Source organism: Pseudomonas sp. WS 5027 (assembly GCF_012985695.1).
Taxonomy (GTDB): Bacteria; Pseudomonadota; Gammaproteobacteria; order Pseudomonadales; family Pseudomonadaceae; genus Aquipseudomonas; species Aquipseudomonas hygromyciniae.
In genome coordinates this window covers 1-12,469 of record NZ_JAAQWU010000035.1, presented here as the reverse complement: position 1 = coordinate 12,469, position 12,469 = coordinate 1, and the positions used below count along the sequence as shown (strand labels likewise).

13 protein-coding genes and 1 pseudogene are annotated in these 12,469 nt (G+C 59.8%); 9 read left to right on the top strand and 5 right to left on the bottom strand.

All coding sequences use genetic code 11. The features are described from left to right. Positions 1–6 precede the first annotated feature (6 nt). The 5 genes from HBO09_RS27505 (at position 7) to HBO09_RS27485 (ending at position 4,241) form a co-directional block, all read left to right on the top strand. Positions 7–789, top strand: a complete 783-nt coding sequence (locus HBO09_RS27505) for a TatD family hydrolase (protein WP_169992723.1) — start codon at positions 7–9, stop codon at positions 787–789. A gap of 427 nt (positions 790–1,216) precedes the next feature. Next, a complete protein-coding gene (locus tag HBO09_RS27500) occupies positions 1,217–1,870 on the top strand; it encodes a TetR/AcrR family transcriptional regulator (protein ID WP_169955218.1) in 654 nt (217 codons plus the stop codon). Between the two features lie 139 nt (positions 1,871–2,009). Beyond that, on the top strand, positions 2,010–2,978 hold the full coding sequence (locus HBO09_RS27495; protein WP_169992721.1) for a radical SAM protein: 969 nt from the start codon (positions 2,010–2,012) through the stop codon (positions 2,976–2,978). Between the two features lie 74 nt (positions 2,979–3,052). Continuing rightward, complete coding sequence (locus tag HBO09_RS27490) at positions 3,053–3,658, top strand: DUF4823 domain-containing protein (protein ID WP_029299675.1); 606 nt, start codon at positions 3,053–3,055, stop codon at positions 3,656–3,658. A gap of 16 nt (positions 3,659–3,674) precedes the next feature. Then, on the top strand, positions 3,675–4,241 hold the full coding sequence (locus HBO09_RS27485) for a DUF1285 domain-containing protein (protein WP_169992719.1): 567 nt from the start codon (positions 3,675–3,677) through the stop codon (positions 4,239–4,241). 121 nt (positions 4,242–4,362) lie between these two features. On the opposite strand, the gene HBO09_RS27480 is transcribed toward HBO09_RS27485, so the two are convergent. From HBO09_RS27480 to HBO09_RS27470, 3 genes are all read right to left on the bottom strand, one after another. After that, positions 4,363–4,620: a hypothetical protein gene (locus HBO09_RS27480; protein WP_169992717.1), complete on the bottom strand. Its 258-nt coding sequence runs from the start codon at positions 4,618–4,620 to the stop codon at positions 4,363–4,365. A gap of 53 nt (positions 4,621–4,673) precedes the next feature. Beyond that, on the bottom strand, positions 4,674–5,012 hold the full coding sequence (locus tag HBO09_RS27475; RefSeq protein WP_169992716.1) for a hypothetical protein: 339 nt from the start codon (positions 5,010–5,012) through the stop codon (positions 4,674–4,676). A 70-nt stretch (positions 5,013–5,082) separates the two neighbouring features. Next, positions 5,083–6,306, bottom strand: a complete 1,224-nt coding sequence (locus HBO09_RS27470) for an MFS transporter (RefSeq protein ID WP_169992714.1) — start codon at positions 6,304–6,306, stop codon at positions 5,083–5,085. 184 nt (positions 6,307–6,490) lie between these two features. On the opposite strand from HBO09_RS27470, the gene HBO09_RS27465 reads away from it, so the two are divergent. Next, complete coding sequence (locus tag HBO09_RS27465; RefSeq protein WP_169992712.1) at positions 6,491–6,970, top strand: GNAT family N-acetyltransferase; 480 nt, start codon at positions 6,491–6,493, stop codon at positions 6,968–6,970. Positions 6,971–7,042: 72 nt separating this feature from the next. After that, positions 7,043–7,846 (top strand): IclR family transcriptional regulator, encoded by an 804-nt coding sequence (locus HBO09_RS27460; protein ID WP_169992710.1) that lies wholly within the window; start codon positions 7,043–7,045, stop codon positions 7,844–7,846. Here the strand turns inward: HBO09_RS27460 and HBO09_RS27455 are convergent, their stop codons facing one another. After that, a complete protein-coding gene (locus HBO09_RS27455; RefSeq protein ID WP_169992708.1) occupies positions 7,847–8,899 on the bottom strand; it encodes an NAD(P)-dependent alcohol dehydrogenase in 1,053 nt (350 codons plus the stop codon). 182 nt (positions 8,900–9,081) lie between these two features. Here HBO09_RS27455 and HBO09_RS27450 point away from each other — a divergent pair, with 182 nt between their 5' ends. Continuing rightward, complete coding sequence (locus tag HBO09_RS27450) at positions 9,082–9,975, top strand: AraC family transcriptional regulator (protein ID WP_169992706.1); 894 nt, start codon at positions 9,082–9,084, stop codon at positions 9,973–9,975. Positions 9,976–10,091: 116 nt separating this feature from the next. Here HBO09_RS27450 and HBO09_RS27445 read toward each other — a convergent pair whose 3' ends face one another. Next, entirely contained in the window at positions 10,092–11,756 is a 1,665-nt protein-coding gene (locus tag HBO09_RS27445) for an electron transfer flavoprotein-ubiquinone oxidoreductase (RefSeq protein ID WP_169992704.1), read from the bottom strand. A gap of 556 nt (positions 11,757–12,312) precedes the next feature. Here HBO09_RS27445 and HBO09_RS27440 point away from each other — a divergent pair. Continuing rightward, positions 12,313–12,469, top strand: a pseudogene (locus HBO09_RS27440) (electron transfer flavoprotein subunit beta/FixA family protein); the annotation flags it as partial.

Sequence of the window (12,469 nt, the reverse complement as noted above, 5' to 3'; positions counted from 1 at the left end):
CTTCTTATGCTCGTAGATTCCCATTGCCACCTTGATCGCCTCGACCTCGCCGCCCACGGTGGCTCCCTGGATGCAGCTCTCGACGCCGCACGCCAGCGCGGCGTTGGGCATTTCCTGTGCATCGGCGTCAGCGCCGAGAACGCCGCCGACGTCAAGGCCCTGGCCGAGCGCTATGCCGACGTGGATTGCTCGGTAGGTATCCATCCTCTGGACCTCAAGCCTGGCGAAGCCCCGGCCCTTGACTGGCTGCTGGGCGAACTCAATCACCCGCGAGTGGTGGCTATTGGCGAGACCGGCCTGGATTACCACTACGAGCCCGAAGCCGCCGATTTGCAGCAGGCCTCGTTCCGCCTGCACCTGCAAGCGGCGCAGCAGACCGGTAAACCAGTGATCGTCCATACCCGTGGCGCCCGTGCCGACACCCTGGCGTTGCTGCGCGAGGCGGCGTTGCCCCAGGCGGGCGTGTTGCACTGTTTCACTGAAGACTGGGAGATGGCCAAGGCGGCCCTCGACCTGGGGTTCTATATTTCCCTGTCGGGTATTGTCACCTTCCGCAACGCCGATGCCCTGCGGGATGTGGCGCGCCAGGTGCCGGCGGATCGCCTGCTGGTGGAAACCGATTCGCCTTATCTTGCGCCGATTCCCCATCGCGGCAAGCCGAACCTGCCGGAATATGTGCGGGATGTGGCGGATTACCTGGCGATGTTGCGCGGCGAGTCAGTCGAGCGTTTTGCCGAGCAGACCACCGAGAACTTCAAGCGCCTGTTCCCGCTGGCGCACGTTCGCTGAATCCCAGGCAAAAAAAACCCGGGTTCTGGGGGGGTGAATCCGGGTTAAGACCATTAGGAGTAAATAAAGGTACGCGGTCCATTGGTACCCCTATCGGTGTTTCACTTGGGGGAGATGTCACACCGACAGATGAAGTATTGATCAGTATCCCGTGCAGTCCAGCCGCATCTGATCGTTTTTTAAACAGATTTGGAATACGTGCGCTTCGCTTGAGTTCTCATTGAGCGGCAATACACTGCGCGAATCAGTGTTTTATTTCTGACCCATATCGCCTGATTCGTTGGCGGGCTGTAAGTTTAGTGTGTGGGTTGTTCATATAGACGTTGCCCAACGACCGCCCAGTCGGGATAATCCCTCGCACCGGGTAAAACGTTCCGTCATCGGGGCATTCAACCCTCCCAATACTGACCTCTGCAGACCTCTTTCTATGCACAAAGAACCCCGTAAGGTCCGTGAGTTTCGCCGCCGTGAGCAGGAAATTCTCGACACCGCGCTCAAATTGTTCCTCGAACAGGGTGAAGACAGCGTCACCGTCGAGATGATTGCGGATGCTGTGGGTATCGGCAAAGGCACGATCTATAAGCACTTCAAGTCCAAGGCCGAGATCTACTTGCGCCTGATGCTTGATTACGAGCGCGATTTGAACGAGTTGCTGCACTCGGCCGATGTCGACAAAGACAAGGAAGCGCTGTCCCGGGCTTACTTTGAGTTCCGCATGCGTGACCCGCAGCGCTACCGCCTGTTCGATCGCCTGGAAGAAAAAGTGGTCAAGGGTCACCAGGTGCCGGAAATGGTCGAGGAGTTGCACAAGATCCGTGCTTCGAACTTCGAGCGCCTGACCTTGCTGATCAAGGGCCGGATCAGTGAAGGCAAGCTGGAAGACGTGCCGCCTTATTTCCACTACTGCGCCGCCTGGGCGTTGGTGCACGGTGCCGTGGCGCTGTACCACTCGCCATTCTGGAGCAACGTGCTGGAAGATCAGGAAGGCTTCTTCCAGTTCCTGATGGACATCGGCGTGCGCATGGGTAACAAGCGCAAGCACAGCACCGAGCTGCCGAACCCCGAGACGCCTGCCACATAAGGCATTCACCCGGGAAATGGCCGGTTGATTTACTGCCGTATGTGATGACCCAGGAATATACTCAGGCAAGGACCTTGCTAAAATCTGATTTATGAGTCAGGTTTTAGCGCGCCCGAATTATCCGCTGCCGGAGTGATCCATGATCGTTGATCGTCAAGGCAGGCGTTTTCGCAATTTGCGGATCAGCCTGACCTCAGCCTGCAATTACGCCTGTACCTACTGCGTGCCCAACGGCAAGCGGTTGGTGGCTGCGCAGGACGAACTCTCGGCCGAGGCCATGGCCCGTGGCGTTGCGTACCTGATCGAGGCTGCAGGCATTGATCGTCTGCGCATTACCGGTGGCGAGCCGCTGGTCAGCCCCAAGCTCGAAACCTTTATGCAGGCCGTCGGGCAGATGGGTTTGAGCGATATCAGCCTGACCACCAATGGCCAGTTACTGGCGCGCAAGTTGCCATTGCTGGTCGATGCCGGCATCCGCCGGATCAATGTTTCCCTCGACACCCTCGATGCCGCTGCCTTTCGCGGGATCGCCAGGGGAGGCGACCTGGCCACGGTCCTCGATGGCATGGACCAGGCGCGTGCGGCGGGAATCAAGATCAAGGTCAATATGGTGCCACTGCGCGGGCAGAACCTCGACCAGGTCATGCCGCTGCTGGAGTATTGCCTGGAGCGCGGCTATGAACTGCGTTTTATCGAGTTGATGCGCATGGGCCACCTTGCGAGCGACTCCAACGCGTTCCTGCAGCAGTTCGTCAGCCTGCAACAGCTGTTGAGCCTGATTGGCGAACATCACGAATACCTGCAGGCTGACGCCCCGGTCGATGCCACGGCAGTACGCTATGAAATTCCCGGTCACGGCTTCTTCGGCGTGATCGCCAATGAAAGCGTGCCGTTCTGCCGTACCTGTTCGCGCCTGCGCCTTTCTTCGACCGGCTGGTTGCACGGCTGCCTGTCGTCGAGCAACCGCCACTATGTCGGCGACCTGTTGGACAAGCCGCGCCACCAGGCCTTGCCGGCATTGCAGCGCCTGCTGGTCAAGGCCTTGGGCGACAAGCAGGAAGTGGCGTTTTCGGGCGGGGCTACCGTGATGAAGATCATTGGCGGATAGCCAGGCAAGCTGGCGCAAAATCTGCATCTGGTGCCTATTCGCCGGTTTTCCGTCACCGGCCTCTGGAGGATAGGATGCGTAGTCTGGTTTTGTTGCTGGCGTCGTTCGCGCTGGGTGGCTGCATGACAGTCAGCGATATGGCCGAAGGCACTCGCTATCAGATGAGCGATGCCGGCTTGCTGGATCACAGCGATACCCGTCGCTCCAACTCGGTTCGCATACAGCCCGATTCGTTTGTGTTTATCGCCCAGGGCGCGTTCACGCCGCCGGGCAGTGCCTATCCGCGGCCCAATGTGGTGGCCGAAGAAGCCTTCAATGGTTTTATCGAATACTTCCCCATGGTCCGCCGCGCCCGCGCCCCGCAAGGACTGGAGCAGGCCATGGCCGAAGCCCGCGAGGTGGGAGCCCATTACCTGTTGTATACGCGCTTCGCCAAGGCCGATGATCGCATCGGCAATGCAGATGAGTGGGCCGATCAGGAAGCCCTGGATCGCCTGGGTGTCGACAGCGGGGTGATCCAGATTATGTTGATCGAGACCAGCACCCAGTATTTGATCGATACTGCACGGATTCGCAGTCGTGGCGGTTTACTGACGTTCCACGACAACAAACCCGAAGATCTGCTTGGTCCACCGCTGCGCCAGTATGCCCGCAGCCTGCTGGGCATGAGCGACCAGTAATTCAAAGGAGAACAGCATGACGGATTCGGCCAAAGCCAATGATTTGTTGGCACAGTTGCCCAAGGGCAAGGGACCGGCTCCGGTTCACCTGTGGAACCCGGATTTCTGTGGCGATATTGACATGCGCATCGCCCGTGATGGCACCTGGTATTACCTGGGCACGCCTATCGGGCGTAAGCCGATGGTCAAGCTGTTCTCCAATATCATCCGCCGCGATGGCGATGATTATTTCTTGATCACACCGGTGGAAAAGGTCGGCATCACGGTGGATGACGCGCCTTTTGTGGCGGTGTCGATGGAGGTCGAGGGGCAGGGCGAAAGCCAAGTCCTGCGGTTTACCTCCAACGTCGAAGACCTTATCGAAGCCGGCCCGGCGCATCCGCTGCGGGTGGTGATTGATCCGCAGACCCAGGAACCTTCGCCCTACGTGCTGGTGCGCAACAACCTCGAGGCCCTGGTCCATCGCAACGTGTTCTACCAGATGGTGGAACTGGCGGTGACGCGCGTGATTGACGGCGAGAGTTGGCTGGGCGTCTGGAGTGGCGGGGTGTTCTTCCCGATAGGCCTGGAGCCCAGGGACTGATACCGGCAAGCCGGCTCCTACATAGGTTTGGAATGTTCGTAGGAGCTGGCTTGCCAGCGATAACGGCCTGCCTAGCGCTCTATCATCACCAGGCACACCGCTATCGCCGGCAAACCGTCTATTACGCGTCTTCGAGCTTGCGCGCCGCGTCCACGCCGGATGCTGTCAGTTTGATCGGCAGGTGCAGCGCGTGTTCGCCGGCATCGTTGCAGGTCACATGGCCTTCCTTGATCAGCCCACGGTCCTGCAGGATCGCCAGGGTACTGGCCACGACTTTTTCGCCCCGGTAGTTATCCAGCACCTCCTTACCCAAACCATTCGGGTGCGCGTGCAGCAAGCGGGTGAGGACTTCTTTCTCAAGGTTTTTATCGACGTTCATGCATACCTCTTCAGGGTCAGTGGTGGGGTAGTGTTCGTCTGTCGGCCACGGGCTCAGGGCTGTTTCGGCGCGCCGGGCAGGTTGTCATCGTTGCCGCTTGGGGTGGCATTCTTGCCGGGGCCGATCTTGCCGTTCTCCACATCGGTGCCCAGGCCCTGACGGTTGCCGTCGTTACCCTTGGTGCGCGGGTCGGCGCCGTCCTGGATGATGGCGCCGCCATTGGTATCCAGGCCGGTGCCCATGGAGTTTTCGGTTTCTTGGGTGGCAGGGTTGGGCGGGCTGCCAATCGGGTCGGTCTTGCCGGTGGACGGGTCGGATGCGGCGACGCTGGCCAGGGAAACCGCAGACAGCAAGCCCGCGAAGGCGAGGGCAGTCACTTTGGAAGTATTCATGGTGGAGCCTCCATAGGAATAAGGTCCTTACCTTATGTTGGTCAGCCCACCCTGGTTGTTGGTGCCTGGATCACGACGAACGGTGTTGGGGCACCTGTAAGATTTTGTGTTTCGAAACCCTGCGCCAGATCAGGCGCGCCACGGTGATCAACCAATTGAGCAAGGCGATGCCCAAGACACTGGCCAGCAGGGTCGGCATTCCCTGCTCGACGATCAGCTTGCCCGCCAGCAACGGAAACCCGAACACCCCGATAAAGTACGACAGGCTAAACAGCAGCAAGGCTTGGGGCATGCTGGCACTCGGCGCTTCGTTGGCGGCCAGGCCGTTGATCACTGAATAGGTCAGGCCGTAACCGACCCCCAAGGTAATGGCCGCCAGCAAGTAGCTGAAGCTGTCATGCACGCCGAAGCTGAACATCAGGATCGACACCAGCATCAACCCGGACAACACACAGGCCGACCAGTACGCATCGCGCCTGACCACAAAGCTGGCAATCACCAAGCGACTGGTAATTGCCGCACCCATGAAGCCGAGAAAGAACAGCGAATAGTCCAACCCATGACTCGCCGCGTAGCTGGTCTGGAAGCTCGACAGCCCGCCAAACACACAGCCGCCCAGGCCCACCATGATGATTGCGAATACCGCCTTCGACCCCAGTACGCGCCGGGTGCTGGCCCAGGAGATTTTCGAGACTGCACCAGCTCCCAGCAGGTTGGCTTGCTGCTTGAGATGGCTGCCCAGGCGCCAGAAGATCAGCACGCCCACCAGACTGGCGAGGGCTGCGATATAAAACGCCGTTTCCAGAGGCAGGCCCAAAGCGTTGGCCGCCCGCCCCAACAAGGGCCCTGAACCGATGCCGGTCATCATGCTGCCCGACAGCCAGGCAAAATACTTGGCTCTTTGGCTGGGTTCCACCAGCATCGCCACGATGATCGGGCCAAGGGTATAGAACACGCCCCAGCCCAGCCCGAGAGCCAAGCCGAACAGCATCAGGCCTTGGCCAAAACCCGGCGTCAGGGCAAAGCCCAGGCAGGCTACCACCAGCAGGATCCCCAGGCAGGCAATCGAGCGCGCGGCACCCAGGGCGTCGGCCAGGTGCCCGGATGCAATCACCGCGATAAACGTACTGAGCATCGCCATGGAAATCACGCTGCCGGCGTCGTGCTCATTGCCACCTCTGGAATCAATCAGCAGCGACAACAAAAACGTCGAGCCGTACGACAGTGACAACAGGTAGCTGGCAAGGCAGAACAGGGCGAAGAGTTTTCCGCCAACCGGAGCAGTGGGATGCATGGTCAATCCTGGGAGTTTGTTGGATTTATGGCGAACTTTTTACCATGCGCTACTGCACGGTTTGTTCTGTGGTTACTGGTGCCAACGTTGCTGCGGGGCGGAGTAACCGGGTGCATAAAACCCTGCAAGCGGTCATCAAAGCGCCTTAGTATGTGTCCTTTCTTTTTTAGCCGCAGGCCTGTTCATGACCATCGAGATCCGTCCCGCCGTGCCCAGCGATGCTGCGCAGATCCTGACCTTTATCACTGAGCTGGCCGAGTACGAAAAAGCCCGCCACGAAGTGATCGCCAGCGTGGTGGATATCGAGCGCAGCCTGTTCAGCGAAGGCGCTACCGCCCATGGCCTGATCTGCCTGCGCGATGGCTTGCCGATTGGTTTTGCGGTGTTCTTCTTCAGCTACTCCACTTGGCTGGGCAGCAATTGCCTGTATCTGGAAGACCTGTACATCAACCCGGAGCAGCGCGGCGGCGGGGCGGGCAAGAAGTTGCTGCGCCACCTGGCAAAAATCGCCTACGACAATGGCTGCGGGCGCTTTGAATGGAGTGTGCTGGACTGGAACGAGCCGGCCATTGCGTTCTACAAATCCATCGGTGCCCAACCCCAGGAAGAATGGGTGCGCTACCGCATGGAAGGCGAGGCGTTGCGTGAGTTTGCCCAGGGCTGAGATCGGCCCTGCCTTGAGGCTCGGCATTTGCCATAATGGCCGCCGCTTTCGCATTTCTAGATAGGCCCCGACATGCAGGAAAACCCACCGATTCCCGCCAAAGACCCCGCGCCCACGGGCACCCAGACCCTGCTGCGCGGCCTGGGCGTGGTGCAGGCGGTGGCGGCCGGCGCGCGGGATCTCAAGGAGATTGCCCGGCGCATCGGCACCACTCGCAGCACCACGCATCGCCTGGCCAGTTGCCTGGTGGACGAGCGCTACCTGCGGGTAGTGCCGCAAGTCGGCTACCTGTTGGGCCCCAAGCTGATCGAGTTGGGCTTCCAGGCCCGGGAAGAGCTGCCATTGGTGACGCTGGCGATGCCCTATCTGGATGAGTTGTCGGCGTTGACCGGCGACACCATCCACCTGGCGATCCGCGAATACGACGATGTGCTGTACCTGCACAAGAATCCTGGGCGCAACGGCCCGGAAATGCGCTCGCGGGTCGGCCACCGCATGCCGCTGGCGCGCACCGGGATCGGCAAGGCCTTGTTGCTCGATGATTCGCAAGAGGAATGGCAGCGCCTGTATCAGGCCAGTTTGCCGGTAGGCGGGAAAAACCTGCACTGGCCGCAGCACCCGGAACAATCCTGGGAGCAATTCGAGCAACGCATGCGCGAGTATGTCGCGGGCGGCTATGCGTTCGACCTGGAAGACAACGAGCCTTCGATCCGCTGTGTGGCCGCGCCCGTGCGCGATGCCAGCCGGCGAATTGTCGCCGGCATCAGCATCGCCAGTACGGTGCCCTACATGCCGCTGGAAAAAATGGCCGAGCTGATTCCTGTGGTCAAACAGGTCGCAGCACGGCTGTCAGCGGAGTTGGGTGCAAAGGCCTGATCAAGCCTTCAAGGTAGTCATGTCGATCACGAAGCGGTACTTCACGTCGCCGGCAATCATGCGTGCATAGGCCTCGTTGATCTGGCGGATATCGAGCATTTCGATGTCGCAGGTAATGCCATGCTCGGCGCAGAAATCCAGGACTTCCTGGGTTTCGGCAATGCCGCCGATCAGTGAGCCGGCCAGGACTTTACGACCCAATACCAGCTTCGCTGCGTTGACCGGTGGGTCGACCGGTTCGATCAAACCCACCAGGATGTGCACGCCGTCAAAACGCAGGACGTCGAGGTAGGGGTTCAGGTCGTGCTGCACCGGAATGGTATCCAGCAGGAAGTCGAAACTGCCGGCTGCTGCCTTCATCTGCTCGGCATCGGTGGACACGATCACGTGATCGGCGCCCTGGCGACGGCCTTCTTCTGCCTTGCTCGCGGAGCGGGTGAACAGCGTCACTTCGGCGCCCATGGCCTTGGCGAACTTGATGCCCATATGGCCCAGGCCGCCCATGCCGAGAACCCCGACTTTATCGCCCGCCTTGACCCCATAGTGCTTGAGCGGCGAGTAGGTGGTGATGCCTGCGCAGAGGATCGGTGCGGCGCTGGCCAGGTCGAGCTTGGCCGGAATCTTCACCACGAAGTGCTCGCTGACCACGATGCTGTCGGAATAGCCGCCCATGGTGTTGCTGCCGTCCACGCGGTCCGGGGTGGCATAGGTCATGGTCGGGCCTTCGAGGCAGTATTGCTCCAGGTCCGATTTGCAGGCTTCGCAGTGGCGGCACGAATCCACCATGCAGCCCACGCCGACCAGGTCGCCGACTTTATGGGCAGTGACGCTGGCGCCGACGGCAGTGACCTTGCCGACAATCTCATGGCCTGGCATCAGCGGGTAGACGGCGATGCCCCATTCGTTGCGCGCCTGGTGGATGTCGGAGTGGCAGACGCCGCAGTAGAGGATCTCGATCGCCACGTCATCGGCTCGCGGGCTGCGGCGCTCGAAGGACATCGGGGCGAGGGGCGTGGTGGCCGACTGGGCGGCGTAACCGATGGCGGTGTACATGGTGAAAACCTCGCAAAAGCTTGGACGGGAGAGGTGGCGAATTCTGCGCGTGGAGCCGGTGGGCGAACATGGCAAATGCTCCGAGTCTCATGCCTATTCGTCCGGGAGTGCCCCTGGATTGGATTCATTGGCTGCCAGACCTGCGATGATGTTCTCATCCCCTTTTTGCGAAGTTTTTTGCCATGTTGTTGACTCGCCATCTTGATGCCAACGCCACGCTGGTTTCCTTGATTGAAGGGCTTACGCCCTGTGATGGTTTTTCCCCGACTCACCTGGCGGGCGTGCAGGTGCTGCGTGCCAGTTGCGACGTAGCACGCGGGCCGCAGATCTATGAACCGAGTCTGATGTTCGTGGCCCAGGGCAGCAAGGTCGCGTACCTGGGGCAACGCACCCTGGAATATGGCGCCGGGCATTACCTTATCCAGGCGATGCCGGTGCCGTTCGAGTGTGAGACGTTTGCCATGGCCGCCGACGCCCCGCTGTATGGGGTGACTGTGGGCATTGATCGGGTGGTGTTGGGCGAGTTGGTGATGGCCATGGGCATGCAGGCCGGCCCACCTCCGACGGCGCAGACGTTGGAGTCGATGAGCTCGGTGGTGCTCGATGACGCGATGCGCGGCTGCGTCGAGCGGCTGTTGCAGTGCCTGCACGATCCATTGGAAGCCCGGATCATGGGGCCGGCCCGGGTGCGGGAGTTGTTGTTCACCGCCTTGCGCGGGCCCCAGGCCGATGTACTGCGCGCCCTGGTGGAGCAGCAGGGGCAGTTCTCGCGGATTGCCACGTCCTTGAACCACTTGCATGCCCATTACGCCGAACCCCTGAACATCGAGACCCTGGCCGGTTATGCACATATGAGTGCGTCGACGTTTCACGAGCACTTCAAACGCTGCACCTTGTTGTCGCCGGTGCAGTACCTCAAGCGTCTGCGCCTGCTCAAGGCCCAGCAGTTGTTGCTGGTGGAAGGCATGGGCGTGGCGCAGGCGGCGCATAACGTGGGGTATCAGAGTACGTCGCAGTTCAGTCGGGAATATAAACGCTATTTCCTGCGCAACCCGGGTGAAGAACGCGCCGCGTAAATCCCCAGAGATACCTCGATCCAAATGTGGGAGCGAGCAAGCCCGCTCCCACATTAGATTTGTGTCGGCCATAAAAAAGGCTCTCCAGTGGAGAGCCTCATGTTCAAGCAGATGGCTTACATATTCGGGTAAGTCGGCCCGCCCGCGCCTTCCGGCGTCACCCAGGTAATGTTCTGCGAAGGGTCCTTGATGTCACAGGTCTTGCAGTGCACGCAGTTCTGGGCGTTGATCTGGAAGCGCTTCTCGCCGTCTTCCTGGGTGATGACTTCATACACGCCTGCCGGGCAGTAGCGCTGCGCCGGTTCATCGTAGAGCGGCAGGTTGGTGCCGATCGGGATGCTCGGATCCTTGAGTTTCAAGTGGCATGGCTGTTCTTCTTCATGGTTGGTGCTGGAGAGGAACACCGAGCTCAGCTTGTCGAAGCTCAGCTTGCCGTCGGGTTTGGGGTAGTCGATCTTCTGGCTGTCCTTGGCCAGCTTGAGGCAGGCGTAGTCCGGCTTGGTGTCATGCAGGGTGAACGGCATTTTGCCGCCGAGGATGTTCTGGTCGAACCAGTTGAAGCCTGCACCGATAATCGGGCCGAACTTGTGCATCGCCGGGCCGAAGTTACGGGTGGCGAACAGTTCTTCGTAGAGCCAGCTGGCTTTGAAACTGTCGACGTAGGCCGTCAGTTCATCACCGCCTTCGGACTCGGCGAACAGGCGATCAGCCACGGCGTCGGCGGCGAGCATGCCGGACTTCATCGCGGTATGGCTGCCCTTGATCTTGGCCACGTTCATCGTGCCTAGGTCGCAACCGATCAAGGCGCCGCCCTTGAATACCATCTTCGGCAGCGAGTTGATGCCGCCCTTGGCCAGGGCGCGCGCGCCGTAGCTGATGCGCTTGCCGCCTTCCAGGTACTGGGCCAGCACCGGGTGATGCTTAAGGCGCTGGAACTCATCGAATGGTGACAGGAAGGTGTTGCTGTAGGACAGGTCGACGATCAGGCCTACGACCACCTGGTTGTTTTCCAGGTGATAGAGGAAAGAACCACCGGTGTTCTCGTTGCTCATGATGTCCAGCGGCCAGCCGGCGGTGTGGACCACCAGACCTGGCTGATGCTTGGCCGGGTCGATTTCCCAGATTTCCTTGAGGCCGATGCCGTAGTGCTGCACGTCGGCATCGCTGTCCAGGTTGAAGCGCTGGATCAGTTGCTTGCCCAAGTGCCCGCGGCAGCCTTCGGCGAACAGCGTGTACTTGCCGCGCAGTTCCATGCCGGGGGTGTACAGGCCTTCTTTTGGCTGGCCTTCACGGTCCACGCCGAGGTCGCCGGTGATGATCCCGCGCACCACGCCGTTCTCGTCGAACAGTACTTCCTGGGCGGCGAAGCCAGGGTAGATTTCCACGCCCAGGTTCTCGGCCTGCTGGGCCAACCAGCGGCACAGGTTGCCCAGGGAGATGATGTAGTTGCCTTCGTTGTGCATGGTCTTGGGCACAAAGAAGTCTGGAACCTTGGTGGAGCTGTCGCTGCTGCGCAGTACATAGATGTCGTCGCGCACGACCGGGGTATTGAGCGGGGCGCCCAACTCTTTCCAGTCCGGGAACAATTCATTCAGGGCGCGTGGTTCAAACACGGCACCGGACAGGATGTGTGCGCCGACTTCGGAGCCTTTTTCGACCACGCAGACGCTGATTTCCTTACCGGCTTCGGCGGCCTTCTGCTTCAGTCGGCAGGCGGCAGACAGGCCCGACGGCCCTGCGCCGACGATGACCACGTCGAATTCCATGTATTCGCGTTCCACAGGCTATCTCCTACTCAAGGCTCAACAGTTTTTTTTCTAATGGGTGGAGGTTCGGTGTTTTATCCGTCGTCTGTTGCGCCAATTTCTTACAAAAGGGCAGGGGACGACCCACCTTTCTCTCTAGGTGGCGCATTATATCTACACCACTCTCAGCGTCCAATACAAACGTTTGTTTGAATTGCCCGCAAGCTAGGTAAATCAAAGCAACGCGGCTTATATCTGACCATTTTGCTGTATTGACCGGAAAAGGTGTTCCGGTCAATATACGGTCGGTTTTGCGCTTCCCGTAGGCGGACTGCCGGTTTCAAGGCCACGTCCAAAGACAAGGCAATGCTGATGCAGGTTGACGCGCACGTAATGCTGGCGCGCAGTTTACACGTTGCGACGATGAATGACTTGTCAGTCACCCCTGACGAACGGTCTTTATTATTGAGTACGTGCAACGTTACCTGTCATGACGGTCTGCGTTTTTAGAGGTGCCCTTGTGCGCCGTTGAGCATCTACCGCCAGGTTTATCCGGGCGGCTTCCTTTTCACCGGAGAGTAACGAGGAATCCATGAAGGTTCTTGTAGCTGTCAAACGCGTTGTCGATTACAACGTGAAAGTTCGCGTCAAGGCGGACAATTCCGGCGTCGATCTGGCTAACGTCAAAATGTCGATGAACCCCTTCTGCGAAATCGCCGTGGAAGAAGCCGTACGCCTGAAAGAAAAAG

Coding starts and splice junctions, on each gene's coding strand:
- HBO09_RS27495 (WP_169992721.1), top strand. CDS start 2,010: ATGATCGTTGATCGTCAAGGCAGGCGTTTTCGCAATTTGCGGATCAGC.
- HBO09_RS27500 (WP_169955218.1), top strand. CDS start 1,217: ATGCACAAAGAACCCCGTAAGGTCCGTGAGTTTCGCCGCCGTGAGCAG.
- HBO09_RS27475 (WP_169992716.1), bottom strand. CDS start 5,012: ATGAATACTTCCAAAGTGACTGCCCTCGCCTTCGCGGGCTTGCTGTCT.
- HBO09_RS27455 (WP_169992708.1), bottom strand. CDS start 8,899: ATGTACACCGCCATCGGTTACGCCGCCCAGTCGGCCACCACGCCCCTC.
- HBO09_RS27485 (WP_169992719.1), top strand. CDS start 3,675: ATGACGGATTCGGCCAAAGCCAATGATTTGTTGGCACAGTTGCCCAAG.
- HBO09_RS27450 (WP_169992706.1), top strand. CDS start 9,082: ATGTTGTTGACTCGCCATCTTGATGCCAACGCCACGCTGGTTTCCTTG.
- HBO09_RS27490 (WP_029299675.1), top strand. CDS start 3,053: ATGCGTAGTCTGGTTTTGTTGCTGGCGTCGTTCGCGCTGGGTGGCTGC.
- HBO09_RS27460 (WP_169992710.1), top strand. CDS start 7,043: ATGCAGGAAAACCCACCGATTCCCGCCAAAGACCCCGCGCCCACGGGC.
- HBO09_RS27480 (WP_169992717.1), bottom strand. CDS start 4,620: ATGAACGTCGATAAAAACCTTGAGAAAGAAGTCCTCACCCGCTTGCTG.
- HBO09_RS27470 (WP_169992714.1), bottom strand. CDS start 6,306: ATGCATCCCACTGCTCCGGTTGGCGGAAAACTCTTCGCCCTGTTCTGC.
- HBO09_RS27465 (WP_169992712.1), top strand. CDS start 6,491: ATGACCATCGAGATCCGTCCCGCCGTGCCCAGCGATGCTGCGCAGATC.
- HBO09_RS27505 (WP_169992723.1), top strand. CDS start 7: ATGCTCGTAGATTCCCATTGCCACCTTGATCGCCTCGACCTCGCCGCC.